The 25,724-nt window shown below is 65.5% G+C and carries 21 protein-coding genes; 12 read left to right on the top strand and 9 right to left on the bottom strand.

Features of this window, described 5'->3' with window-relative positions; translation table 11 throughout:
* Positions 1 to 67 precede the first annotated feature (67 nt).
* Entirely contained in the window at positions 68 to 898 is an 831-nt protein-coding gene (locus tag CH268_RS06190; RefSeq protein WP_027496838.1) for a glutamate ABC transporter substrate-binding protein, read from the bottom strand.
* Between the two features lie 52 nt (positions 899 to 950).
* The gene (locus CH268_RS06185; RefSeq protein WP_174557262.1) at positions 951 to 1,679 is read right to left on the bottom strand and encodes an amino acid ABC transporter ATP-binding protein; all 729 of its coding nucleotides are present in this window, start codon (positions 1,677 to 1,679) and stop codon (positions 951 to 953) included.
* 249 nt (positions 1,680 to 1,928) lie between these two features.
* On the opposite strand from CH268_RS06185, the gene miaB reads away from it, so the two are divergent.
* A complete protein-coding gene (miaB, locus tag CH268_RS06180) occupies positions 1,929 to 3,479 on the top strand; it encodes a tRNA (N6-isopentenyl adenosine(37)-C2)-methylthiotransferase MiaB (protein ID WP_072692104.1) in 1,551 nt (516 codons plus the stop codon).
* Entirely contained in the window at positions 3,476 to 4,063 is a 588-nt protein-coding gene (locus tag CH268_RS06175) for an Rv2732c family membrane protein (protein ID WP_027496841.1), read from the top strand. The genes miaB and CH268_RS06175 overlap by 4 nt, the downstream gene beginning before the upstream one ends.
* A 26-nt stretch (positions 4,064 to 4,089) precedes the next feature.
* On the opposite strand, the gene CH268_RS06170 is transcribed toward CH268_RS06175, so the two are convergent.
* Positions 4,090 to 5,565 carry a DUF349 domain-containing protein gene (locus CH268_RS06170; protein ID WP_255182306.1) on the bottom strand — a complete coding sequence of 492 codons (1,476 nt, stop codon included), beginning with the start codon at positions 5,563 to 5,565 and terminating at the stop codon, positions 4,090 to 4,092.
* Positions 5,566 to 5,717: 152 nt separating this feature from the next.
* On the opposite strand from CH268_RS06170, the gene CH268_RS06165 reads away from it, so the two are divergent.
* From CH268_RS06165 to CH268_RS06145, 5 genes are all read left to right on the top strand, one after another.
* The gene (locus CH268_RS06165; protein WP_045841803.1) at positions 5,718 to 6,440 is read left to right on the top strand and encodes a class III extradiol dioxygenase subunit B-like domain-containing protein; all 723 of its coding nucleotides are present in this window, start codon (positions 5,718 to 5,720) and stop codon (positions 6,438 to 6,440) included.
* Positions 6,433 to 7,374: a tRNA (adenosine(37)-N6)-dimethylallyltransferase MiaA gene (gene miaA / locus CH268_RS06160; RefSeq protein ID WP_052057279.1), complete on the top strand. Its 942-nt coding sequence runs from the start codon at positions 6,433 to 6,435 to the stop codon at positions 7,372 to 7,374. The genes CH268_RS06165 and miaA overlap by 8 nt, the downstream gene beginning before the upstream one ends.
* A 24-nt stretch (positions 7,375 to 7,398) precedes the next feature.
* Positions 7,399 to 8,268: a diaminopimelate epimerase gene (gene dapF, locus CH268_RS06155; protein WP_094662954.1), complete on the top strand. Its 870-nt coding sequence runs from the start codon at positions 7,399 to 7,401 to the stop codon at positions 8,266 to 8,268.
* 184 nt (positions 8,269 to 8,452) lie between these two features.
* Positions 8,453 to 9,874 carry a GTPase HflX gene (gene hflX / locus CH268_RS06150; protein WP_051365137.1) on the top strand — a complete coding sequence of 474 codons (1,422 nt, stop codon included), beginning with the start codon at positions 8,453 to 8,455 and terminating at the stop codon, positions 9,872 to 9,874.
* Between the two features lie 5 nt (positions 9,875 to 9,879).
* Complete coding sequence (locus tag CH268_RS06145) at positions 9,880 to 10,974, top strand: hypothetical protein (RefSeq protein ID WP_094662952.1); 1,095 nt, start codon at positions 9,880 to 9,882, stop codon at positions 10,972 to 10,974.
* Here CH268_RS06145 and CH268_RS06140 read toward each other — a convergent pair.
* Genes CH268_RS06140 through CH268_RS06125 form a run of 4 tightly spaced genes read right to left on the bottom strand, consistent with a single transcriptional unit; the run spans position 10,971 to position 15,109 of the window.
* The gene (locus CH268_RS06140) at positions 10,971 to 11,228 is read right to left on the bottom strand and encodes an HPr family phosphocarrier protein (protein WP_094662950.1); all 258 of its coding nucleotides are present in this window, start codon (positions 11,226 to 11,228) and stop codon (positions 10,971 to 10,973) included. The two genes, CH268_RS06145 and CH268_RS06140, sit on opposite strands and share 4 nt — an antisense overlap.
* Positions 11,229 to 11,271: 43 nt before the next feature.
* Complete coding sequence (locus tag CH268_RS06135) at positions 11,272 to 13,326, bottom strand: PTS fructose transporter subunit IIABC (protein ID WP_094662948.1); 2,055 nt, start codon at positions 13,324 to 13,326, stop codon at positions 11,272 to 11,274.
* Between the two features lie 8 nt (positions 13,327 to 13,334).
* Positions 13,335 to 14,345: a 1-phosphofructokinase family hexose kinase gene (locus CH268_RS06130; protein WP_032391491.1), complete on the bottom strand. Its 1,011-nt coding sequence runs from the start codon at positions 14,343 to 14,345 to the stop codon at positions 13,335 to 13,337.
* Positions 14,342 to 15,109 carry a DeoR/GlpR family DNA-binding transcription regulator gene (locus CH268_RS06125; RefSeq protein WP_027496851.1) on the bottom strand — a complete coding sequence of 256 codons (768 nt, stop codon included), beginning with the start codon at positions 15,107 to 15,109 and terminating at the stop codon, positions 14,342 to 14,344. The genes CH268_RS06130 and CH268_RS06125 overlap by 4 nt, the downstream gene beginning before the upstream one ends.
* Positions 15,110 to 15,351: 242 nt before the next feature.
* On the opposite strand from CH268_RS06125, the gene ptsP reads away from it, so the two are divergent.
* The 3 genes from ptsP (at position 15,352) to CH268_RS06110 (ending at position 19,607) form a co-directional block, all read left to right on the top strand.
* Positions 15,352 to 17,019, top strand: coding sequence for a phosphoenolpyruvate--protein phosphotransferase (gene ptsP / locus CH268_RS06120; RefSeq protein WP_032383688.1), 1,668 nt, complete (start codon positions 15,352 to 15,354; stop codon positions 17,017 to 17,019).
* A 20-nt stretch (positions 17,020 to 17,039) separates the two neighbouring features.
* On the top strand, positions 17,040 to 18,311 hold the full coding sequence (locus CH268_RS06115) for a uracil-xanthine permease family protein (protein ID WP_032400221.1): 1,272 nt from the start codon (positions 17,040 to 17,042) through the stop codon (positions 18,309 to 18,311).
* Between the two features lie 153 nt (positions 18,312 to 18,464).
* A complete protein-coding gene (locus tag CH268_RS06110; RefSeq protein ID WP_027496854.1) occupies positions 18,465 to 19,607 on the top strand; it encodes an acyl-CoA dehydrogenase family protein in 1,143 nt (380 codons plus the stop codon).
* A gap of 79 nt (positions 19,608 to 19,686) precedes the next feature.
* Here the strand turns inward: CH268_RS06110 and lexA are convergent, their stop codons facing one another.
* Entirely contained in the window at positions 19,687 to 20,370 is a 684-nt protein-coding gene (gene lexA, locus CH268_RS06105) for a transcriptional repressor LexA (RefSeq protein ID WP_027496855.1), read from the bottom strand.
* A 399-nt stretch (positions 20,371 to 20,769) separates the two neighbouring features.
* Here lexA and CH268_RS06100 point away from each other — a divergent pair, with 399 nt between their 5' ends.
* Both CH268_RS06100 and nrdR read left to right on the top strand, forming a co-directional pair.
* Positions 20,770 to 21,159 (top strand): hypothetical protein, encoded by a 390-nt coding sequence (locus tag CH268_RS06100; protein ID WP_032383680.1) that lies wholly within the window; start codon positions 20,770 to 20,772, stop codon positions 21,157 to 21,159.
* 99 nt (positions 21,160 to 21,258) lie between these two features.
* Positions 21,259 to 21,723, top strand: coding sequence for a transcriptional regulator NrdR (gene nrdR, locus CH268_RS06095; protein WP_027496857.1), 465 nt, complete (start codon positions 21,259 to 21,261; stop codon positions 21,721 to 21,723).
* Positions 21,724 to 21,735: 12 nt separating this feature from the next.
* Here the strand turns inward: nrdR and hrpA are convergent, their stop codons facing one another.
* The gene (gene hrpA / locus CH268_RS06090; protein WP_094662946.1) at positions 21,736 to 25,632 is read right to left on the bottom strand and encodes an ATP-dependent RNA helicase HrpA; all 3,897 of its coding nucleotides are present in this window, start codon (positions 25,630 to 25,632) and stop codon (positions 21,736 to 21,738) included.
* Positions 25,633 to 25,724: the final 92 nt, after the last annotated feature.

Raw genomic sequence — 25,724 nt, 5'->3', positions numbered from 1 at the left:
GATCGAGCCGTCGTGTCCCGCCCGCGACGAGCGGGACACGACGGCGTGGTCGATCAGTAGCAGTCGATCAGTAGCGGTCGACGGTGGGCGGGCTCGGCAGCGGGTAGCCCGACGCGCCGACGGTGTCGTTGAACGCCTGCTCCCAGGCACCGCTGGTCACCATCTCTTCGATGGCGTCGTTGATCTTGTTGCGTCCGTCGGTGTCGTCCTTGTTCAGGCCGATGCCGTAGTTCTCCGTGGTGAAGGGCTCACCGACCACCTTGAACTGACCGGGGGACTGAGCGGCGTAACCGGCAAGGATGATGTCGTCGGTGGTGACGGCGTCCACGGTGCCGTTGCGCAGTGCTTCGACGCAGGCGGAGTAGGTGTCGAACGGCTGAAGCTGGACTCCCGGGTACTCGTCGGCGATGTTCTGTGCCGGGGTGGAACCGGTGACCGAGCACAGCTTCTTGCCCTCGAGTGAATCGGGACCGGTGATGTCGGTGTTGTCCTGCTTCACCAGGAGCGACTGACCTGCCACGAAGTACGGTCCGGCGAAGCCGACCTTCTCCTTGCGGGTGTCGGTGATGGAGTAGGTGGCGACGATGTAGTCGACCTCACCGTTCTGGATCAGCGTCTCGCGCTGCGCGGACGGGGATTCCTTGAATTCGATGTTCGCCTCGTCGACACCGAGCTTGCCTGCGACGTACTTGGCCACCTCGACGTCGAAGCCGCTGAACGAGCCGTCCGGATTGCGGAGGCCGAGGCCCGGCTGGTCGAACTTGATGCCGACGATGAGGCTGCCGTTCTCGGCGCTGCTCGAGATGGTGCGCGCTTCTTCGCCGCCGCCACAGGCGGTGGCGACGATGGACAGAGCGGCGATGGCGACACCGAGGCGAAGCGGTCGGGTGATTCTCACAGTGAATGTCCTTCGGATAGGTCGTACGTACGGGGACGAGCGGTGAATCTGATCAGTGACCCAGGATCTTGCCGAGGAAGTCCTTGGCGCGTTCGGACTTCGGGGACTTGAAGAAGGTTTCGGGATCGGTGTCCTCGACTACGGCACCGTCGGCCATGAAGATGACTCGGTCGCCTGCCTTGCGGGCGAAGCCCATCTCGTGGGTGACGACGAGCATTGTCATGCCCTCCTTGGCCAGCGAGGTCATGACGTCGAGTACCTCGTTGACCATCTCCGGATCCAGGGCCGAGGTGGGCTCGTCGAAGAGCATCACTTTGGGATTCATGGCGAGTGAGCGGGCGATGGCCACGCGCTGTTGCTGACCACCCGACAGCTGAGCCGGGTACTTGTCTGCCTGGTTGGCGATGCCGACGCGTTCGAGCAGAGCCAGTGCGCTCTTCTCGGCCTCGTCCTTCTTGAGCTTTCTCACCTTCATCGGTGCCAGCATGACGTTCTGCAGAATGGTCTTGTGTGCGAAGAGGTTGAACGACTGGAACACCATGCCGACATCCGCACGCAGTGCAGCGAGGGCCTTGCCCTCGGCGGGGAGTAGATCCCCGTCGACCTCGATGGCACCGGAATCGATCGGCTCCAACCGGTTGATCGTCCGGCACAGCGTCGACTTGCCGGATCCGGACGGACCCACGACGATGACGACCTGGCCGGCCGGCACTTCGAGATTGATGTCCTTGAGTACGTGCAGATCACCGAAGTGCTTGTCGACGGATTTGAGCGAGATCATCGAAGGGGCGCCCGGCGGTGGTGTCGCTGCCGGGGCGTCGGTGGCGTGCGTCATAGGTGGAAACCCTATGCGTAGTTTCCTCGCCGACCGGCGTTTTCGCCCGCAGTCTTCGATTATGTAATGGAAACTTTACTGTCGGCATGCATAGCGCCTGCACAGTCCGCGGAGGGCCCCGTGACCCCGGCGTGTCCGCCCGTGCGATGGACGTACCCTGAAGAGGTGCAAACGAGTGTTTTTTCGACCGTGGACGTGACCGATCGCGGGAGCGTCGACCCCGAGACGGCCAGTGCCCCATCGGCGGCAGGTGCCCGCAGCTACGAGGTGCGCACACACGGCTGCCAGATGAACGTTCATGATTCCGAACGCCTGTCCGGGCTGCTCGAAGAGGCCGGTTACGTGCCCGCCGACGCCGGTACCGACGCAGATCTCGTGGTGTTCAACACGTGCGCTGTACGCGAGAACGCGGACAACAAGCTGTACGGAAACCTCGGCATGCTGCGGCCCGCGAAGACGCGAAACCCCAACATGCAGATTGCCGTCGGCGGTTGCCTGGCGCAGAAGGACCGCAACACCGTCGTGGACAGGGCTCCGTGGGTGGACGTGGTCTTCGGTACGCACAACATCGGGTCGCTGCCGGTACTGCTCGAGCGCGCCCGGCACAACGAGCAGGCTCAGGTCGAGATACTCGAGTCTCTCGACGCCTTCCCGTCCACCTTGCCGGCCAAGCGGGAGTCCGCGTACGCCGGCTGGGTATCGATTTCGGTGGGCTGCAACAACACCTGCACGTTCTGCATCGTTCCGGCGCTGCGCGGCAAGGAGATCGACCGTAGGCCGGGCGACATCCTCGCCGAGGTACAGGCTTTGGTGGACCAGGGCGTGCTCGAGGTGACGCTGCTGGGGCAGAACGTCAACGCCTACGGTGCCTCGTTCGCCGACCCCGATCTGCCTCGCGACCGCGGGGCGTTCGCCGCGCTGCTGACCGCGTGCGGATCCATCGAAGGACTCGAGCGAGTGCGGTTCACGTCTCCGCATCCGGCCGAGTTCACCGACGACGTCATCGAGGCGATGGCATCGACCCCGAACATCTGTCCCACGCTGCACATGCCGCTGCAGTCCGGATCGGACCGAATCCTCAAGGCGATGCGCAGGTCCTATCGACAAACGAAGTTCATGGGCATCATCGACAAGGTTCGCGCGGCCATGCCGCACGCGGCCATCACCACCGACATCATCGTCGGCTTCCCCGGCGAGACCGAAGAAGATTTCGAGCAGACCCTCGAGGTGGTGCGGCGTGCGAAGTTCGCCAACGCGTACACCTTCCAGTACTCCAAGCGCCCGGGCACCCCGGCGGCCGACATGCCCGATCAGGTACCGAAAGAGGTTGTACAGGAACGGTATCTGCGGTTGATCGCGTTGCAGGAAGAGATCGTCCTGGCCGCGAATCAGGCCCTGATCGGCACCGAGGTCGAACTGCTCGTCGCTACCGGTGAGGGGCGCAAGAACAACGCAACTCATCGGATGAGCGGACGCGCCAGGGACGGCCGACTGGTGCACTTCGCCGTCGACGCCGAGCGGGCGGGCGACATTCGCCCGGGCGACGTCGTCACGACGACCCTGACCGCCGCGGCCCCGTACCACCTGATCGCCGACGCCGGAGTGCTGACGCACCGACGGACCGCGGCAGGAGACGCTCACGAACGCGGCATCATGCCGAAGACGGCCCCGATCGGGGTCGGTCTCGGACTTCCTTCGATCGGTGCCCCGGCACCGCTTCCGGTTCAGACAGGATGCACCGTATGACAGACACAGATGGACCCGATCGCGTCGTACCCTCGCGAACCGCCGAGGAACTCGGACGAACCGAGCGGGCGGTGATGACCGAGCTGGATCCGGGAGCGCGAGCCATGGTGGTGGCCGGGCTGGTGCTGGTCCTGTTGGTCACGTTCGCGTTGCCGCACACCGGATCGGCCACCGGCTTCGACGTGCTGACGGGCAGCGACGCAGCAGCCGCGGAATCGATTGCCCTGCCGTCGCGCGTTTTCGTCGTGCTGGTGCTGACGTTCGGTGTGGTGATGTCGGTGCTGGCGCTTGTCACCCGCGTCTGGGCGCTGGCCTGGGCCGCCCTCGCCGGGTGTGCGGTGTCGTCGGTGTACGGGATGCTTTCGATCTGGACGCGGCAGACCGTGCCGGACAACCTGCAGGGCGGCGGACCGGGCATAGGTCTCGTCATTGCGTGGATCGCGGTGATGGTGCTGACGTTCCATTGGCTCAAAGCCGTATGGAACAAGACCAACTCTCAGCTCGCCGCTCAGGAACAGCGCCGTATCGCGGCGGCGTCGGGCGAGCAGAAGCTACGCCTGTGGGACGGCCACTCGAACCCCTGAGTTCGTGTGGCCGCCCGCACTGCAGGTCACAACTCGTCGACGGCACTTTCCGCGGCATCGGCCCATTCACGCCACTGCTGGGCCTGCGCACGCGCCCGCTCGGCGTCCTTGGTCTTGCCTGCCGCCGTCGCCTTGGCCGCTTGATCCTCGAACTGGGCCACTCGCTCACGGAACTGAGCCGCGCGGGCAACCGCCTCGGGGTCGGACCGACGCCACTGAGACTCCACGGCGTCGTGGACGGACTTCTCGATCGCGCGGAGCTTGCCTTCGAGTTCCTGCATCTTCTCGCGCGGAACCTTGCCGATGGCGTCCCACTTGTCCTGCAGATCACGCAGCGCCGCACGAGCAGCGTCGAGGTCCTTGCTCGGATCGATATGTGTCTTCGCCAACAACGCTTCCTTGGCCTCGGCGTTGGCCTCGAATTCCGCGTCGCGCTCCGACGCCGCGGCGTTGCGTGCCGCGAAGAACACGTCCTGGGCGGCCTTGAAGTTCTTCCACAATGCGTCGTCGGCGTCCCGCGGAGCTCGGCCCGACGCTTTCCACTCCACCAACAGGTCTCGGAATGCGGCTGCAGTGGGACCCCAATCGGTGGACGAGGACAACGCTTTTGCGCGCTCGACCAGCTCCTCCTTGCGGGTCTTGGCTGCTCCTCGCTCCCGATCGAGATCGGCGAAATGCGCACCACGACGCCGGTTGAAGTTCTCCCTGGCCTTCGAGTACCGCTTCCACAGCGCATCGTCGATCTTTCGATCCACCCCGCGGATCGTCTTCCATTCGTCCAGAATTTCGCGCAGCCGATCCCCGGCATGCTTCCACTGCGTCGATTCACTGCCGATCTGCTCGGCCTCGGCGGCGAGGGCTTCCTTGCGGGCAGTGTGCTCGGCGCGTTCGAGCTCCTTCTCCTGCTTGGCGACTGCCGCTGCTGCGTCGGAGTGCTCGACGACGGCGTGGAGTCGGCGAGCCAGCAGATCGAGGTCGCCGATCACCGCGGCCGTCGGCAGGCTCTCCAGCAGCGCCGAGGCCGCAGCCTTGGTTTTCTTGGCATCACCGGTACCCGACGTCAGTCGGGCCTCGAGCAGTCCGACCTCGGTGGCCAGATCGTCGTATCGCCGCCCGAAATGCGCGAGGCCTTCCGCTGCGTCGCCCGCTTGCCAGGAGCCGACCTGCCGCTCGCCGTCCGAGGTGCTCACCCACGCGGTGCCGTCGTCGTCGACCCGGCCGTACTTGCTCGGATCGCTCGCCGGCGCGACCACGGTGGGCACATGCGCGGCCGTCGGGTGTGGCTTGGCTGCCGAGGAGCCACCGGGGCGGGGTGCGCCGGGACGAGGAGAAGCAGAACTCGGTCCGCCGGGCTTCGGTCCGCCGCCGGGCTTGGGGCCGTCACCTGGCTTGGGTCCTCCGGTCGAAGGTGTAATGGTCGCGTCACCACCGGAATGATCGGCGGGTGCAACCGACGACGGGGCGTCGGGGGTGGTGGGGGTACCGGCGTTCGGGTCGGTCATTATTCCTCATCTCTGCCGCGCGTCACGGCTGCCTACGATCGCGATCTGGACACCATTGAACTCGGTGACGACCGATCGGACCATTGAAACAGCTCAGACGGTTCGAGGTGGACTCGTCCGGCCAAGTCGCGTCACCGACTAGCGTGATACGTGTGTTCTGTGCCGCGGCCCTGGTGCCCTCTCCGCCGTTACTGGTCCCCGAACTGATGGGCCGGGCAGCAGCCGAGGCAACCGAGCTTCGAGCCGCTGCTGTGTCTGCTGTCGAGCAGCTGTCCGCTGTGGCCGACCGGTGGCTCGCGGTCGGCGTCGACGACGGCGAGGGGCGGTACGACGAGACGACGGTCGGCACCATGCGTGGGTACGGCGTCGATGTGGAGGTGCGGCTGTCCGGTTCGCCGGCACGGTCCGGGCCGGACCCCGAGTTGCCGCTGGCGGTTCTCCTCGCCGGCTGGCTGCGCGGGGCGGCGGCGGCCGACAGGGCAATCGAGGTCCGCACGGTACCCGCGGACGCGAGCGCACGGTGGTGCTCGCACACCGGGATGGAACTGCGCCGCGAACTCGACGCGTCCGACGACAGGTGGGGAGTGTTGGTGCTGGCAGACGGCGCGAACACCCTCACCCCGAAGGCACCGGGGTCGTTCGATTCGCGCGCCGCGGACGTGCAGCGTCGCATCGACGATGCTCTTGCCACCGCCGACGTCGACGCCCTCGCGGAGCTCGACGAGGGCCTCTGCGCAGCGATCGGCGTGCGGGGCCGACCGGCCGTGCAGATGCTCGCCGCACTCGTGGGAACCGACGCCGTCTCGACGACCGAGCTGTATCGGGGCGCACCGTTCGGTGTCGGATACTTCGTCGGAGTTTGGTCCCGTGGCTGACGAAACCGGGGCGACCGCCGAGGATTCGGCCACGACACCGGTGGCGGTGATCGGACCGACCGCTGCGGGCAAATCGGACCTGGCGCTGGACCTGGCCGAGGAGCTGGGCGGGGAGATCGTCAACATCGACGCGATGCAGCAATACCGGGGGATGGACATCGGTACCGCGAAAGTGACCGTGCCGGAGCGCCGCGGCATCGTGCACCATCAGCTCGATGTGCTCGAGGTCACCGATATCGCGACGGTGGCGCGTTACCAATCGGCTGCCGTCGCCGACGTCGAGAACATTCGATCCCGTGGCCGTCGGCCGATCATCGTGGGCGGCTCGATGATGTACGTCCAATCACTGCTCGACGAATGGGCCTTTCCTGCCACGGACCCGGTCGTCCGGGCCAAGTGGGAGGCGGTGCTCGAACGCGACGGAGTCGACGCGATCCACCGCGCTCTGACGGAGGTCGATCCGGACGCTGCCGCGTCGATCCTGCCCACGGACGGACGGCGAATGGTGCGGGCCTTGGAAGTGGTCGAATTGACCGGTCGGCCTTTCGCGGCCTCGGCCCCCGTCATCGGTGAACCGCGCTGGGGCACGGTGGTGCTCGGCGTCGACCGTGAGACCGCAGAGTTGGACGAGCGGATCGATCTGCGTACTCGGCGCATGTTCGATTCCGGGTTGCTCGACGAGGTCGAAGCGTTGCTGGAACTCGGCCTGCGCGACGGAGTGACGGCGTCACGGGCGATCGGATACGCCCAGGCGCTCGATGTGCTGGCCGGGGAGTACGACGTCGACCATGCACGTGAGCGGACGTTCATCGGCACCAGGCGCTATGTGCGCCGCCAGCGGTCGTGGTTCCGCCGCGACGAACGAGTGCGGTGGCTCGACGGCGCATCGCCCACCCTGCGGTCGGATGCGCTGTCCGCGATCGAACTCGGCTAGGTCGGTCCCCGTAGACTCGCCGACATGGAATTCGCCAAGGGCCACGGAACGCAGAACGATTTCGTCGTGCTGCCGGATCCCGGTGCCGAGCTCCAACTCACCAGGTCGGCGGTCACGGTGCTGTGTGATCGACGGCAGGGGATCGGCGCCGACGGGGTACTGCGTGTCGCGCGCGCCGGTGCGCTGCGGGACGCGGGTGTACTCGATCGAATCCCGGCCGGTGTCGAGGCCGACGACTGGTTCATGGACTACCGCAACGGTGACGGCACCATCGCCGAGATGTGCGGAAACGGGGTCCGAGTCTTCGCGCACTACCTGCGAGTCCACGATCTCGAGCAGCGCGATCAGTTCGTGGTCGGCTCTCGCGCAGGCGCACGTGCGGTGACGGTGCACTCGTACGACGAGACCGATGCCGACGTGACCGTGGCCATGGGCGACGTCACCCTGCTGGGTTCGACCGCGACGACCCTGGCCGGTGCAGCGTACGAGGGGATCGGTGTCGATGTCGGGAACCCGCATCTGGCCTGCGTCGATCCCACGCTGAACCGCACCGCGTTGCGGGCGTTGGACTTCACCGCTCCGCCGACTCTCGATTCCGAGTTCTTTCCCCACGGTGCGAACGTCGAGATTCTGACCCGGCTCGACGACGGTGCAGTCGAGATGCGCGTCTTCGAACGCGGCGTCGGAGAGACACGCTCGTGTGGCACCGGAACCGTCGCTGCCGCCGCTGCCGCGCTCAGTTACGAGGGGCTCGAGACCGGAGACGTGAGTGTCGGTGTGCTCGGCGGTCGGGTCCGAGTGGCCATCGACCACGTCGGTGCAACCCTGCGCGGACCGTCGGTACTGCTCGCCCGGGGAGAGGTCGACGACCGTTGGTTCGCCGGTCAGTCCTGACCGTCGCGCCGGCTCCGAGCGAAACCCGCGTGCACACGCTGGGCTTTTCGTGGATCATGGGAGTTGTATGACTAACTCACATGAAACATCACCTGCGGGCGAACCGGTCGACCATGATGCCGACGGTTCACCCGATACCGCATCTGCATGGACCCGCGAGGAGTCCGACGCATGGTCGAGGCGGATGGCGCGCTCACCCCTCGACGATGACTCCCCGTCCTCGGGCGATATGCAACTCGAGGAGCGCACTGCGCTGCGACGAGTCGCCGGACTGTCGACCGAGCTCGCCGACGTCACCGAGGTCGAGTACCGGCAGTTGCGCCTCGAACGCGTCGTACTGGTCGGAGTATGGACCACCGGTACTGCGGCACAGGCCGAATCCAGCATGACCGAACTGGCCGCGCTCGCCGAGACTGCAGGCTCCGAAGTACTCGAGGCGCTGATGCAGCGTCGGGACAAACCCGACGCGGCAACCTACATCGGCTCGGGCAAAGCCAAGGAACTGCGCGACATCGTGCTCGCGACCGGGGCCGATACCGTGATCTGCGACGGCGAACTGACGCCCGCCCAGCTCAATGCGCTGGAAAAGGTCGTCAAGGTCAAGGTCATCGATCGAACCGCACTGATCCTCGACATCTTCGCGCAGCACGCGACGTCACGAGAAGGCAAGGCACAGGTCGCCTTCGCCCAGATGGAATACATGTTGCCCAGGCTCCGCGGCTGGGGTGAATCCATGTCACGTCAGGCCGGTGGACGCGCCGGTAGCAACGGCGGCGTGGGTCTTCGTGGACCGGGTGAGACGAAGATCGAGACCGATCGCCGACGCATCCGTGAGCGCATGGCCAAGCTCCGCCGTGAGATCAAAGGCATGAAACAGGCTCGCGACACCAAACGCGAGCAGCGGCTCAGTGGCACGGTGCCGTCGATCGCGATCGTCGGATACACCAATGCGGGCAAGTCGAGTCTGTTGAACGCGCTGACCGGTTCCGGTGTGCTGGTTCAGAATGCGCTGTTCGCAACCCTCGATCCGACGACCCGGAAGTCGACGCTCGAAGACGGCCGCGCGATCGTGCTGACCGATACCGTCGGATTCGTCCGGCATTTGCCGACCCAGCTGGTCGAGGCCTTCCGCTCCACGCTGGAGGAAGTGACCGACGCCGACCTGTTGCTGCACGTGGTCGACGGTTCCGATCCGCTACCGATCGATCAGATCAAGGCAGTACGCGAAGTGATCACCGAGGTGGTCCGCGAGCAGGACGCGAAGATGCCACCGGAGTTGTTGGTGGTCAACAAGATCGACGCCGCAGATCCGGTCCAGCTGACGCAGTTGCGTGGCCTGCTCGACGGCGCACGATTCGTCTCGGCCAAGACCGGTGAAGGCATCGATGCACTGCGGGATCACCTCGGCGACATACTGTCCGAGCCCGATGTGTTGGTCGACGTTCTCGTCCCGTACACCCGCGGCGACCTGGTCGCCAGGATCCACACCGATGGCCGAATAGTGCAATCGACACACGAGGCGGACGGCACGCGCGTCGAAGCTCGTGTGCCGCAATCACTTGCGGCCGCCCTCGTCGAGTTCACCGCGACCGTACCCAGCGCCTGAGTTCGGTGAATCCGCGCGCAGTGGTGCGTGGTGGTGCCGCGGCCGTGGTCGGCACGGCGATCGTGCTGACCTGTGCATCGACCGCCCTGGCCGCGCCGGTCGACGTTGTAACCTACTGTCTACCAACCGATCCCGGACTCGAAGAGCTGTCCGGTGCGACGGTGCTCGACGGCACCGTGTACGGGATCGGCGACAGCGGTGCCGATGATCGGGTGGCGGTGCTCGACGCGAACTGTGCGGTGCAGCGCTGGATCGACGTTCCCGTCGACCCGTACGACGTGGAGGACATGGCGTCGTACGACGGCTCACTGTGGTTGGCCGACATCGGCGACAATCAGTTGCGCCGCGACACTGTGGCACTGACGCGAATGGACCCGGCAACAGGCGCGGGGGAGCTGTATCGACTGACCTACCCGGACGGCGCACACGACGCCGAGACATTGCTCCTCGAACCCGGCGGTCGGCCGGTGATCGTCACCAAGGAACTCTCGGGTGTCAGCGGGGTATACGTACCGACCGGAGACGAATCCGTCACCGATCTGAGAAGTCCGGGTCCGACGCCGCTGCGCAAGGTCGGCGAGCTGGCTTTCACGGCCACCGAGACCGCCGGTGGGCCGCCGTTCGTGGTCGGCTCGATCCTGGCGACCGGGGGAGCGGTGAGTGCAGACGGATCGACCGCTGTGGTGCGCACGTACACCGATGCGTATGTGTTCCGTCCGCCCGACGGGGACGTCGCGTCGGCGCTGGTCGACCCCACCTCACCCCGAGCCGTTTTCGCGCTACCGGCTCAGCCGCAGGGCGAGGCGGCGACGTTCCTGGACGACGGTTCCCTTCTGCTCGCGTCGGAAGCCGGGTTCGGACCGACCGACGGAACGCTGCCGCCCATTTTGAAGATTCCGAACCTGACGTCGGTGGAGCTGTCGACACCTTCGGCTACGCCGGCGTCGCCGACCCGCGATCCTGCTGCTCCTGCGGCACCCGCACAGACGACGACAGCGACGGACTCGGAATGGGAATTCCGAGCTGCCGTCGCTGCCGGGGTGGTGCTGATCGCCGGAGCGGTGGGATTCACCGTCCGGCGATCGATGCGCTCTGGTTAGGCGTCCAGGTCTGCTTCGACGAGTGCTGCAACTTTGTCCAGTGCTGATTGGTCGTCGCTGGTGACGGTGACTTCGGTCCCCTTGGTGGCGCCGAGGGTCATGATCATCAGGGCCGAACCGGCGTCCACCGGCTCGGAGTCCGCTGTTGCCAGCGTGACGTCGACTCCGGCTTCGGCTACGGCATCGGCGATCAGTGCTGCGGGGCGGGCGTGCAGGCCGATCGAGGATCCGACTGCGACTGTGGTGCTGGGCATGTGCTGCTCCTTGCGTAGTGGGTTCGTTGGATCGTATCGAGCGTCAGACGGTGGCGAGTGCCGGGTCGAGTTCGGCGTCGGTCGGTGCGTTCTTGCCCTTGATGAACTGCTTGGCGGAGACCACCAGGAATGCGGAGACGATGGTGCCCACGGCCAGCGAGACGATGAACCACAGGATGTTTCCGATGGCGAAGAACACGAAGATGCCGCCGTGGGGCGCACTGAGGGTCACGTTGAAGGCCATGATCATGGCCCCGGTGACTGCGCCACCGGCCATCATCGACGGGATGACGCGGAACGGATCGGCCGCGGCGAACGGGATGGCGCCCTCGGAGATGAATGCTGCTCCGAGGAACCAGGCAGCTTTACCGTTCTCGCGCTCGGCCTCGGTGAACAGACGCGAACGAACGGTCGAGGCCAGTGCCATGGCCAGGGGCGGCACCATTCCTGCGGCCATGACCGCTGCCATGATGCGCAGTGAGGCGGTGTCGGTGACCGACAGGCCTGCAGTGGCGAATGCGTAGGCCGCCTTGTTGACCGGTCCACCGAGGTCGAAGCACATCATCAGGCCGAGAATGATGCCGAGGATGATCACCGAGGAACCGCTGAGTCCGTTGAGCCAGTCGGTCAGTCCACTGGTGATCGCGGCGAGCGGCTTGCCGAGCAGCAGGAACATGATGGCACCGACGATGAGTGTTGCGAACAGCGGAATGATGACAACCGGCATCAGGCCGCGCAGAACTGCGGGGATCTTCCACTTGCTGATCCACAGTGCGACGAAGCCGGCAATGAGGCCACCGACGAGACCGCCGATGAAGCCTGCGCCCACCAACACAGCCACTGCGCCGGCGGTGAAACCTGGTGCCAGACCTGGTCTGTCGGCAATGGCATAGGAAATGTAACCGGCCAGCGCGGGCACCAGGAAGCTGAAGGACAGCGCGCCGATCTGGAACAGCACGGCACCGAGGTAGGCGGCGATTCCGCCTTCGGGCAGCGAGGTGATGGAGTTGTTGACGACGATGTCTTCGGCGACATCCTTGATTTCGTACCCACCGAGCAGGAATCCGAGGGCGATCAGGAGTCCACCGGCGGCGACGAACGGAATCATGTAGCTGACACCGGTCAGCAGGATCTGACGCAGGCGGGTGCCCCATCCGAGCTCACCGGCAGAGTCGGTGGAGCCGGCCGCGACGGCGGTGCCGCCGACGCGGGCAGCATCCGGATTGAGAGCTGCGCGGAGCGCTTCGGTGACCATGACGTCGGGCTCGTTGATGGCGCGCTTGACACCGGAAGAGATGACGGGCTTACCGGCGAATCGCTCACGGCCCTTTACGCCCACGTCGGTGGCGAAGATGACGGCCTCGGCACCGGCGATGAGTGCGGGGTCGAGGGGCGTGCTGCCGCTCGAGCCCTGAGTCTCCACGTGCACCGTGACGCCCGCGCGCTCACCTGCGGCGACGAGTGAATCGGCAGCCATGTAGGTGTGCGCAATTCCGGTGGGGCAGGCGGTGATTGCCACGATGTGCTTGGGCGAGGCGGTTGTTGCCGTCTCGGGGGTGGCTGCAGGCGCACTGTGTTTCGCGGTGTCGACCGGCGCAGCTGCAGCGGTTGCGGCAACCGGCTTGGCGGCCGGGTTGATGACTCCGTCGACCAGCGAGACGATCTCGGCGGGTGAGGACGCGTTGCGCAGTGAGGTGACGAATTCGGGCTTGACCAGTGCCCGAGCCAGGCTCGAGAGCAGCTTCATGTGCGCCGAACCGGCTCCGGCCGGTGCAGCGATGAGGAAGACGAGGTCGGCGGGGCCGTCGGGGGCACCGAAGTCGACCTTGGGGTTCAGGCGGGCGAAGCCGAGCGAGGCGCTCGTGACCGCCTCGGAACGGCAGTGCGGAATTGCGATGCCGCCGGGCAGGCCGGTGGCCGACTGAGCTTCGCGAGCAAGGGCTGCGTCGCGCAGGGCGTCGGTGTCGGTTGCGCGACCCGCGTGGGCCAGCACGCCTGCGAGGCGTTCGATGACGGCAGCTTTGGATTCGCCCAGATCGGCGTCGAGGAGGATCAGATCCTCGGCGATGATCGGCTGATCTTCGGTGGGGCTGGACATGGGGGCTCCTAGAGACGGTTCGAAGAAGGGGAGAGCGTGGACGGGGTGACGGACGTGGAGATGTCGAGCGCGCGAACCGTCACCGAAGTCGGATGGGTCTGCTCGGGCAGGGGAAGCGTGGTGCCTGGAAGTGCGGTGGCTGCCGTTCCGTAGGCGACGGCGCGGCGAAGTTTGTCTGCGTCGGAACAGTTCTCGACGTCGGCCAGAATGTAGCCGGCCAGCGAGGAGTCTCCTGCGCCGACGGTGCTGACGGCGGTGATCGGAGGTGGGCTGGCGTACCAGGCACCGCCCTGGGTGACCAGGACTGCTCCGGCGCTGCCGAGCGTCGCCAGTACGGCACCTACTCCTCGGCCGAGAAGAATCGTTGCGGCGGCGACAGCGGCCGATGGATCACCCTGTGCTGCAGCGCTTTCCAGCTCCACGGAATCGTACCCGGTGAGCTGGGCGAGTTCCTCCGAGTTGGGCTTGATCAGGTCGGGTGCCGATTCCGGAAACCGATCCGCGAGAGCGAGCAGCGGCTCGTCGGAGGTGTCCACCGCAACTTTGGCCGTGGTAGCGCGAAGGGCGACAACCAGTTCCGCGTACCACTCGACGGGCAGGCCGGGAGGAAGCGAACCCGACAGCACCACCCACTCGGCATCGACAGCGAGCGTGAGAATCCGGTCTCGCAGCTCGGCGCGTGTCTGCTCCGACACCGTTGCACCCGGCTCGTTGATCTTGGTGGTCGTGCCACCGATTTCGCTGACGGTGATGTTGGTGCGCGCCGGTCCGGACGTCGGAACTGCCGAGTATCGAACGCCTTTGGCGGACATCGCGTCGAGTATTGGATCGCCGACGTTGGCCGGGAGTACGGCCAGCGCCTCTACTCCCGATCCGCCGATGACGCGAGCGACGTTGACGCCCTTGCCGCCCGGGTCGACGGCCGAGGACGACGCCCGGTGCACGCCGCCGCGGGTCAGCGGCGTCTCGAGCGTGACCGTGCGGTCCATGCTCGGATTGGCCGTGAGCGTGACCATCATGCGATCACCACCTCGATTCCTTTGTTGCTGAGTTGTTTACGGTCTTCGTTCGAGATGTCGCTGTCGGTGACGATGACGTCGATGGTGTCGACTCGGGCGAAACTCACCAGGTGCTCGCGGCCGATCTTCGACGAATCTGCCAGCACGACAACATGGTTCGCGGCGTCGACCATGGCGCGCTTGACCGCGGCTTCGTCGCTGTCGGGGGTGGACAGTCCATGTCCGACGCTGATGGCGTTGGTTCCGATGAACGCAACGTCCACCCGTAGCCATTCGAGGGCGCGCAGTGCCTCGTCGCCCACAGCGGCCTGTGTCGTTCCTCGAACACGCCCGCCGAGCAATCGAAGACTGATGCTCGGCATGGTTGCGGCCCGGGCTGCGATCGGTACGGAGTTGGTGACCATGGTGAGTTCGCGATCGTGCGGTAGCAGTCCCGCCAGGCGGCCGGTGGTGGTGCCCGCATCGAAGACGGCGCTGCCGCCGACGGGTGGGAGGAACGACAACGCAGCAGCTGCGATCGCGTCCTTCTGGTCTGCGCGGGTGAATTCCCGCTCCGAAACGCCCGGCTCGAGTGTGGTCAGCGCCGAGGCGGGTACTGCTCCACCGTGCACGCGGCGTACCACTCCGAGTCGATCGAGGGTGGCCAGATCGCGTCGCACGGTCTCGGTGGTGACGCCGTAGTTGGCGGCCAGGTCGTTGACGGAGACGCGTCCTTGCGTGCTGATCAGCTCAGCGATGGCGTGCTGTCTTTCTTCTGCGTACACCTGCGTCTCCTTCCCGGTTGATGTTGCTTTATGTTGTTTTACGCCCGTGTGTGTTGACATGTCAAGGGTTTGGAGTAATCTCGGTCACAACATCATCGGGAAGCCAGGTGCGGCACACTCATCTGACATCCGGGACGACAGACGTACACGCAGGATCCGAGGAGGACCACATGACGGGATCGGTCAGCACCGCATCGACCGGACACACCGATGCAGCACCTGCTGCAGATGGGACGTCGTCGATCGGAGCGGAGTCCACGACACTGCGCGGCACACCCGTCGTGCCCGGAGTCGGCTACGGACCCGTCATCCGTCCCGGGGCACGTCCGGCCATCCCGGCCGACACCGGTGAGGTGGCCGAAGCGAATCGCGATGCGGAGAAGGACATCTTCGACTCGGCCGCGAACGCCGTCGCGACGCGGCTGCGCGGCCGTGCAGAGTTGGCGACCGGGGCAGCGTCGGAGGTGCTGTCGGCGAATGCGGCCATGGCATCGGACCGTGGTTGGCTCGGGGCCGCACGATCCTCGATCGCCAAGGGCAGCACCGCCGTCACCGCGACTGCTGCCGCGACCGAGAAGTTCGCCGCCATGTTCACCCAGCTCGGCGGATTGATGGCCGAACGAGTGACCGATCTGCGCGACATTCGCGACCGTGTCATCGCCGAAATTCTCGGTGTGCCCGAGCCGGGTGTTCCCGTGCCGGCCGAACCGTCGGTACTGTTCGCCGACGACCTGGCACCCGCCGACACCGCGGGCCTCGACCCCACCCTCATCGTCGGCCTCGCCACCTCACTGGGCGGTCCGACCAGTCACACCGCGATCATCGCGCGGCAGCTGGGGATTCCCTGCATCGTGGCCGTCGCAGGCCTCGACGACATCGCCGCCGGCACGCATGCATCCGTGGACGGAACCAGTGGACGCATCGAACTGGAACCGGATGCCGACACCGCCCGCGCGGCAGTCGTCTCGGCCAGGGACGAATTGGACCGAGTGTCTCGGTGGATCGGGCCGGGCGCGACGTCCGACGGACATTCCGTCGATATCCTCGCCAACGTTCAGGACGGTGCCGGTGCCCGCGCAGCGCGCTCCAGCGCAGCCGACGGGGTGGGATTGTTCCGAACCGAACTGTGCTTCCTGGACCGCGATTCCGAACCGACCGTCGACGAGCAGGCGGAGATCTACGGCCAGGTCCTCGACGCCTTCGCCGGCAAGAAAGTCGTCGTCCGCACCCTGGACGCCGGCTCGGACAAGCCCCTTCGATTCGCCAACCACCCCGACGAGGCCAATCCGGCGCTCGGCATCCGCGGTATCCGTATCGCCGAAGCCGACCGCGGCATTCTGTACCGCCAGCTCGACGGCATCGCCGCGGCAGCGAAGGCGACCGATTCGTCCCCGTGGGTGATGGCACCGATGATCGCCACCGCGCAGGAGGCACAGGACTTCGCCGCGGATGTGCGCGAACGCGGACTGACCCCGGGCGTCATGATCGAGATTCCCGCTGCCGCTCTGCTCGCCGAGCACATCCTCGAGCACGTGGACTTCCTGTCCATCGGCACCAACGATCTGGCTCAGTACACGATGGCCGCCGACAGGATGTCGGCGCAGCTGGCCGGTCTGACCGATCCGTGGCAACCGGCCGTGCTCGCGCTGGTGGCGCACACGGCGGCGGCCGGCGCGAAGGTGGGCAAGCCCGTCGGTGTCTGCGGCGAAGCTGCCGCCGACCCCCTGCTGGCCTGTGTGCTGGTAGGAATGGGCATCACGTCGTTGTCCGCGGCCTCCGCCGCCGTCGCCCACGTCGGGTCCAAGTTGGCGACCGTGACCCTCGATCAGTGCAAGGCCGCTGCTGCCGCTGCACTGAAGACCGACAGCACCGCCGCAGCCCGTGAGGCAGTGAGCGCGATCCTCGGGTGACGCAATAGTCTCTTCCCATCATGAGAACTATGGGTTGGACGCTGCACGGAAACGGACGAACCGTCGACGCGGGGGCGGTGGTCGCACCGGACGAACGGTTGTCGTGGCCACGCACTGTCGGCATCGGGATGCAGCACGTCGTCGCGATGTTCGGGGCCACACTGTTGGTTCCGACCATCACCGGTTTCCCGGTCTCGACGACGCTGCTGTTCTCGGGCATCGGCACCGCGCTGTTCCTGATCATCACGCGCGGGCGGGTACCGAGCTACCTCGGGTCGTCGTTCGCCTTCCTGGCCCCGCTCGGTGCGACCGCAGCAGACGGACCCGCCGCGCAGCTCGGTGCCGTTCTGTGTGTCGGCGTCGTGTTGGCTGCGATCGGCTTCGTCGTGAAGTTCGCCGGAGCGCGAGTGCTCGACGCAGCGATGCCGCCAGTCGTCACCGGTGCGGTGGTCGTATTGATCGGACTCAATCTGGCCCCTGCCGCGACGACCTCGTTCGAGGCGCAACCGCTCGTCGCGGCCGTCACCCTGGTGGCGATTCTCCTCGCGACGGCCGTCGGTCCCGGTCTGGTGGGTCGGCTCGGAATCCTGCTCGGTGTCGTCGTGGGCTGGGTATTCGCTGCCGTCACCGGCGGTATCGCGCAACCACGACTCGATGCTCTGAGCGCCGCGAGCTGGATCGGGTTACCCGAGTTCCGTGGCCCGTCCTTCCAGCTGTCGGTGATTCTGGTGGCGCTGCCGGTGGTGATCGTCCTCGTCGCCGAGAACGTCGGACACGTCAAAGCCGTCGCGGCGATGACCGGAAAGAACCTCGACGATGTCGCCGGTGACGCTCTGATCGCCGATGGGTTGGCGACCACCCTCGCCGGGGCCGCCGGTGGATCGGGAACCACCACGTACGCGGAGAACATCGGCGTCATGGCCGCCACCCGCGTGTACTCGACCGCCGCCTACTGGGTTGCCGCGATCACCGCGATCGTGTTGGCGTTCTCGCCCAAGTTCGGTGCGCTGATCTTCACCGTCCCGGACGGTGTCATCGGTGGAGCGACACTCGTGCTCTACGGACTCATCGGACTGCTCGGCGTTCGAATCTGGACCGATGCCAAGGTGGATTTCACCGATCCCGTGAACCTCACCGTCGTCGCCGCCGCACTCGTCGCCGGAATCGGCGACCTGACGCTCTCCGTCGGATCGGTCGAACTCGGTGGTATCGCGTGGGGATCGCTGGGCATCCTCGTGGGATACCCGATCGTCTCGGCGTTGGCCCGAGGGAGAACGACTCGACGACGCTAGCAGGGGCGGTCACGGATCGCGCGCGTTTTGGTCATCGACCCTCGGTGCACCGCGAACGTACTGTTGAACCGTGACGTCAGTCGCACCGACGACCGCGCTGTGACACCCCTTTCTCGCGGTCGACGACGGTGCGCACCGAACAAGGAGACCCGCGTGGAACGCACACTTTTCGAGCCCGAGCACGAGCTGTTCCGGGAGTCGTACCGGAAGTTTCTCGAACAGCACGTAGCCCCCAATCACGCGAAGTGGGAAGAGCAGAACATCGTCGACCGCGGCGTCTGGGTAGAGGCCGGCAAGCAGGGCTTCCTCGGGACTGCCGCACCGGAGGAGTTCGGCGGCGGCGGCGTCAAGGACTTCCGCTACAACGCCATCGTCACCGAGGAAACCACCCGCGGCGGCTACAGCGGCATCGGCTTCACCCTGCACAACGACGTCGTCGCGCCGTACTTCATCGAGTTGGCCAACGACGAGCAGAAGCAGCGGTGGCTGCCCGGATTCTGCTCCGGTGAGCTGATCACCGCGATCGCCATGACCGAGCCGGGTACCGGTAGCGACCTGCAGGGCATCAAGACCAAGGCCGTTCGGGACGGCGACGACTGGGTACTGAACGGCTCGAAGACGTTCATCACCAACGGCATCAATGCCGATCTGATCATCGTCGTAGCGTGCACCGACCCCGAGAAAGGTGCCCAGGGCTTCAGCCTGTTGGTCGTAGAGCGCGACATGCCCGGATTCGAGCGTGGTCGCAACCTCGACAAGATCGGCATGAAGGCCCAGGACACTGCGGAACTCAGCTTCACCGACGTTCGGGTTCCTGCCGCCAACCTGCTCGGCGAAGAAGGTATGGGCTTCATCTACCTGATGCAGAACTTGCCTCAGGAGCGGCTCTCGATTGCCGTCGTCGCCGCTGCGGCCATGGAATCGGCACTGGAGATGACCATTCAGTACTGCCGTGACCGCAAGGCATTCGGTAAGTCGATCGGAAAGTTCCAGAACACGCGATTCGTGTTGGCGGAACTCGCTACCGAAACCACCGCCACCCGCATCATGGTCGACAAATTCATCGAACTGCTCAACGACGGCAAGTTGACCGTGCAGGAAGCTGCCATGGCCAAGTGGTGGACCACCGAGAACCAGGTCAAGCTCATCGACCGGTGCCTTCAGCTGCACGGTGGGTACGGCTACATGAAGGAGTACCCGATTGCCAAGGCGTACATGGATTCTCGGGTACAGACCATCTACGGCGGCACCACGGAGATCATGAAGGAGATCATCGGTCGCGGACTGAATCTCTGATTCTTTCCATCGTTCAGGACCGAAGAGAAGGGCCGCAGCATCTGTGCTGCGGCCCTTCTTCGTTGTGTCCGAACAGAGTTCAGAGCTTGCGCATCACGGTGACGACCTTGCCGAGAATGGCGGCATTGTTGCCCGGGATCGGCTCGAACAGTGGGTTGTGCGGCATGAGCCATACCTCACCCTTGGAACGCTTGAACGTCTTGACCGTGGCCTCACCCTCGATCATCGCCGCGACGATGTCGCCGTTGTCGGCCACGGACTGTTGACGCACCACCACCCAGTCGCCGTCACAGATCGCCGCGTCGATCATGGACTCGCCGACGACCTTGAGCAAGAACAACGATCCCTGACCGACCAACTCGCGGGGGAGTGGGAACACGTCCTCGACGGCTTCCTCCGCCAGAATCGGTCCACCCGCGGCGATCCGTCCGAGAACCGGCACGAACGTCGGCGTCGGCAACCGATCCTGCTCGTCGGACGCTGCCGAACCGTCCACCGCCGCCGCGGCCTGGTCGGCCTGCACCTCGTCCAGTCCGCGGACGTCCACAGCGCGAGGGCGGTTGGCGTCGCGCCGCAGGAACCCCTTGCGTTCGAGGGTGCGAAGCTGATGTGCGACGGACGACGTCGACGTCAGGCCCACGGCATCGCCGATCTCTCGAATGCTGGGTGGGTATCCGCGCTCGGTGACCGAGGCCCGGATGACCTCCAACACCTTCCGTTGGCGCTCGGTGAGCCCTGCACTGATGTCGGTGCCCACCTCCATGGCCTTCGGGGTCGGCTCGGCAGCCGGCTTTCCGGCTGCAGCCTTGCCGACCGTCGAGGATCCGGCTCGCGTGGAACCAGCTTTCGTGGAACCCGTCGTACTGGAACCGGTGATGGACCTCGTCGAGGTCTCGTCCTTCATGCTGTCGGCCTCCTGCTGATGCGGCTGGATTCGGTCTACGCGGTATCGATCCACGCGGACTGGAGTTGATGATGTCGACTCGTATGGCGTGTGGTTTCTGACACGAATCTAGCGTGTATCAGCTGTTGAATCAAACATCTGTTCGACTCGTGTCGCGTTTTCTACAGACTTTGTCGGAGGCGCGTGATAGAACTTCGAACAAGCGTCCATCGAACGCCTGATCGAACAATCGATCCAACGAGCGAAGACGAGGTTCCGATGACCATCACCACCGATCGTCCCACCACTGCCGGTATGCGTTCGCGATCCGGTGTCGTCGAGCGTCGTCGGCGCTCGCGGCCCGTGTTGCAGAACCACGCGCGTCGGACGCAGAACGGCCCGTGCTTGCCTGTCGTGGACGAGTCCTGGACCGACGTCACCGATCGTGAGATGGCGGATCGAGACTTCGACGACACCTCGGCCCATTTCGCGAGCCAGACCGTGCGCCCACGCTCTCTCGTTCTGTGGATGTTGGCTGTGGTCGTCGTGGCCGGCGGTCTGATCGGCATCGCGAATCTGAGCGCGACCACACCCGACGCGTCCACTCAGCCCGCCGGCGCGGTCATGGTTCACGACGGAGCGCTCGTCGAGTACGCACCCAGCAGATGACCACCGGCACCATGGTGCCCAGCGTGGCTGAGTATCCTCGAAGACTGCCCCGACGCGCACGTTCGTCGTCGGAGTATCGGCTACGACGGAGGCTCCCTCATGCATTGCCCGTTCTGCAGGCACCCCGACTCACGCGTGGTGGATTCGCGTGAAATGGACGAGGGTCAGGCAATACGGCGACGCCGGTCCTGCCCCGAGTGCGGTCGACGCTTCACCACCGTGGAGGCTGCCGTGCTCGCCGTCGTGAAACGCAGTGGTGTGACCGAGCCGTTCAGTCGGGAGAAGGTCGTCAAAGGAGTTCGTCGCGCCTGCCAGGGCAGAGACGTCGACAACGACGCGCTGAACCTGCTGGCTCAGCAAGTCGAAGACAATATTCGCGCGGCCGGTTCGGCCGAGATTCCCAGCAACGAAGTGGGCCTGGCCATTCTCGGACCGCTACGCGATCTCGACGAAGTGGCCTACCTCCGTTTCGCATCGGTCTACCGCTCGTTCAGTTCGGCAGAGGACTTCGAGAAGGAAATTCACGAACTCCGCAAACATCGAGAGTCCGCCGACGTCGAGTGAACCGCGGGCCGATCAGCGAGACTGATCGGCGATCGCCTTCTCGATGCGCTTCTCCGATACCGGATACGCGGTACGAATTCCCTGCGCGAACAGCCCCACCCGCAGCTCCTCGATCATCCAGAACAGCTCCTGCACACCCGGGCTGTTCTTCCTGCTCTCCGGAACCGAATCCAACAGCCGCCCGTACGAGCCGTACACCCGGTCGAGAACGTCCATCGCCGCAGCGTCGCGGCCCGCGCTGCTCGGCAGAGTGGACAGCCGCTTCGTCGCCGCAGCGAGATAGCGTGGCAGATCTGCCAACCGTCGAGAACCGAATTCGGTGACGAAACCGCGAAAGATCAAGCCGTCGAGCTGTTCTCGGACATCGTCGGCCGGCTCACCCGATGCGGTCTGCAACTGGGCCGACAGAGCCAACGCGGCCGTCAGGACCGGTCGAACCAGTGCGAGAACAGCAGCAGTACGCCGCGGAACCTCCGCGTCCACCAGTGCCCTGAGCTTGTCGAACTCGGCCGGATCGCGAACCGGTCCGCCGTGCGCGTCCATCGCTTCTTCCACAGCGAGCGCACGGCATTCCTCGAGCAGCGCATCGACGCCGCCGTACGGGTTCTGGCCGAGCGCAAGACGTTCGGCGGTCGGCAGCCCGGCCAACAGCGCCTTCGTTCCCTTCGGTGCCGTAGCGAGCAGCAGAGTGCGGGTGCCCGCGCGCATGGCTGCTCGTTGCTGGGCGGGGGTACTGAGCACTCGCACCGCCACGCCCGAACCCTCGGGTACCAACGCCGGGTACCCGGTGACCTTCTGCCCGCCCACGTCTCGGGTGACCGTGGGTTCCAAGCGGCCCAACGTGCCCGAGGTCCACGCCAGCGTCGGGGCGCGCTCCGCGTCGCCGACCGCACGTGCGACCTGTCGGCCGACCTCACCGGCCAGACCGGCGCGCAGCGCAGTCAGATCCTTGTTGCTGCCGAGCACGGTCCCGGACGGGTCGACCGCGGCGAACGTCATTCGCAGGTGATCGGGTAGCGCCGCAGTGTCGAAGTCCTTCGCGGTGATGTGGCACTGTGCGGCCCGTGAGAGTTCTCGGGCCAGAGCCGTCACGAGTGTTTCGGCCCGCGGTTTCATCACTGCCAACGCTGCCGCAGCGAAGTCCGGAGCCGGAACCACGTTGCGTCGCAATGCCTTCGGTAGAGTCTTGATCAAGGCGGTGACGAGCTCGGCGCGCATCCCGGGCACCAGCCAGTCGAAGCCGACCGGCTGTACCTGAGCGAGCAGTGCGATGGGAATCCGCGCGGTGACGCCATCAGCGGCCGTGCCGGGCTCGAATTGATACGTCAGTGGGAATTGAATGTCACCCTGTCGCCACGCGTCCGGATACGCACCCGTCAGTACCGACGCGGCGTCCGAGTTGACGACGGTGTCCGTAGTGAAGTCGAGCAGGGACGGATCTTGCCGGCGGGCCTTCTTCCACCAGGTGTCGAAGTGTCGCGCAGACACGGCTTCCGGGGCGATGCGAGCGTCGTAGAAATCGAACAGTGCGTCGTCGTCGACGACGATGTCCCGTCGGCGAGCACGATGTTCGAGCTCGCCGACGTCGTCGAGCAGAGCCCTGTTCTTGTGAAAGAACCCGTGCTGGGTCTTCCATTCGCCCTGAACCAGTGCATGCCTGATGAAGAGCTCGCGAGACGCCTCGGGATCGATGCGGTGATAGTTGACCGGGCGCTGCGTCACCAACGGAATGCCGTACAACGTCACCCGTTCGTAGGCCAGCGCCGATTCCCGTTTGATCGACCAGTGTGGTTCGGAATACGTGCGCTTCACCAGATGCGGTGCCAACCGTTCGGCCCATTCCGGTTCGATGCGGGCGGCCATCCGGCCCCACAATCGTCCGGTCTCGACCAGTTCTGCAGCCATGACCCAGCGCGGTGGCTTCTTGAACAGACCTGACCCGGGGAAGATCGCGAAATGTGCTCCGCGGGCACCCAGAAAATCACGCTTGTCGCCCTCTCTGAGGCCGACGTGCGAGAGCAGGCCCGACAGCAGGGACTGATGCAGTGCGTTCTCGCTCGACTCTGCGTCGGGCACCGTCCATCCGAGGCCGCGAGTGATCTGGCGGAGTTGTCCGTGCAGGTCCTGCCATTCGCGGATCCGCAGGTAGTGCAGGAACTCGGTGCGGCACATGCGTCGGAACTGATTGGAAGACAGCTCGTCTCGCTGCTGCCGCAGGTACTTCCACAGCTGCACGTACGCCAGGAAGTCCGAATTCTCGACGGCGAAACGGGCATGCTTCTCGTCTGCAGCCTGTTGGTGCTCGGCGGGACGCTCCCGCACGTCCTGAATCGACAACGCCGCCACCACCACCAGCGCGTCACGAAGCGATCCGTTGCCGTTGGCCTCGACCAACATTCGTGCCATTCGTGGATCGACAGGAAGGGCGGACAGTTCGCGGCCGATCGGGGTGAGCTCGGCAGTGCCGTCCTTCGTGGCCGGCTTCAGTGCTCCGAGTTCTTCCAGCAAGCCGATACCGTCGCGGATGCTGCGTGGATCCGGCGGCTCGACGAAGGGAAACGCGTCGATCTTGCCCAATCCGAGCGCGGTCATCTGCAGAATGACCGAGGCCAGATTGGTGCGCAGAATCTCCGGCTCGGTGAACTGCGGACGAGACTCGAAGTCTTCCGCCGAGTACAACCGGATACAGATCCCGTCGGCGACGCGTCCGCAGCGACCCGCCCGCTGGCGCGCAGACGCCTGTGAAATCGGTTCGATGGGCAGCCGCTGCACCTTGGTGCGCAACGAGTATCGCGAGATGCGCGCGGTGCCCGGGTCCACGACGTAGCGGATGCCGGGTACCGTCAGCGACGTTTCTGCCACGTTCGTCGACAGCACGACCCGGCGTCCCGAGTGCGGTGAGAACACCCGATGCTGTTCGGCGGCAGAGAGTCTGGCATACAGCGGCACGATCTCGGTGTTGCGGAGATTGCGATCGGCCAGCGCGTCCGCGGTATCGCGAATTTCGCGTTCACCGGACAGGAACACCAAGATGTCGCCGTCACCCTCGGACATCAGCTCGTCGACGGCCTGGCAGGTGGCATCGACGGGATCGAGGTCGATCGTCGTTTCTCCCGCGTCGACCGTCAGAGGTCGATACCGCATCTCGACCGGGAACGTACGGCCGGATACCTCGATGATCGGTGCTGCGACCCCGTCGCGTGCGAAGTGTTGCGCGAATCGCTCCGGATCGATGGTCGCCGACGTGATGACGATCTTGAGATCGGGTCGCCGGGGGAGCAGTTGCGCGAGGTATCCCAGGATGAAGTCGATGTTCAGGCTGCGCTCGTGCGCCTCGTCGATGATGAGGGTGTCGTACTGGCGGAGCAGTCGGTCGCGTTGGATCTCGGCCAGCAGAATGCCGTCGGTCATCAGCTTGACGAGGGTCGAATCGGAGGACTGGTCGGTGAATCGAACCTTGTAGCCGATCGATTCGCCCAGTGGTTGACCCACCTCCTCGGCGATGCGCTCGGCAACGGTGCGCGCCGCCAACCTTCGCGGCTGTGTGTGACCGATCGAGCCGCGGATTCCGCGCCCCAGTTCGAGGCAGATCTTGGGAATCTGGGTGGTTTTGCCGGACCCGGTTTCACCGGCGACGATGACGACCTGGTGGGCAGCGATCGCTGCGGCGATATCGTCCTTGCGCGCGCTGACGGGCAACGCCTGCGGATATTCGAGGGTGGGCACTGCCGCCTGGCGTGTGGAGATGACGGCTTCTGCGCGAGCTACATCGCGTTCGAGCGCGGCGACGGCGTCCTCGGTGCGGGCCTTGTCGAGACGTCGTCGGAGCCGGTTCTCGTCGCGGATGGTGAGCTGTGCAACACGTGCGGCGAGTGCTCGTCGATCACCGGACGAATTCGAGGTAGACATACTCGTACCAGGATATCCGTTACGCGGTACTCGCCCGAACTCCGTCCGGGAACGAACCGATGCACTCGCCGAATTCGACGTGACTACTGTGT

This window comes from Rhodococcus sp. 06-1460-1B (assembly GCF_002258475.1).
Classification (GTDB): domain Bacteria; phylum Actinomycetota; class Actinomycetes; order Mycobacteriales; family Mycobacteriaceae; genus Rhodococcoides; species Rhodococcoides fascians.
This window is presented reverse-complemented; position numbering and strand designations above follow the sequence as displayed.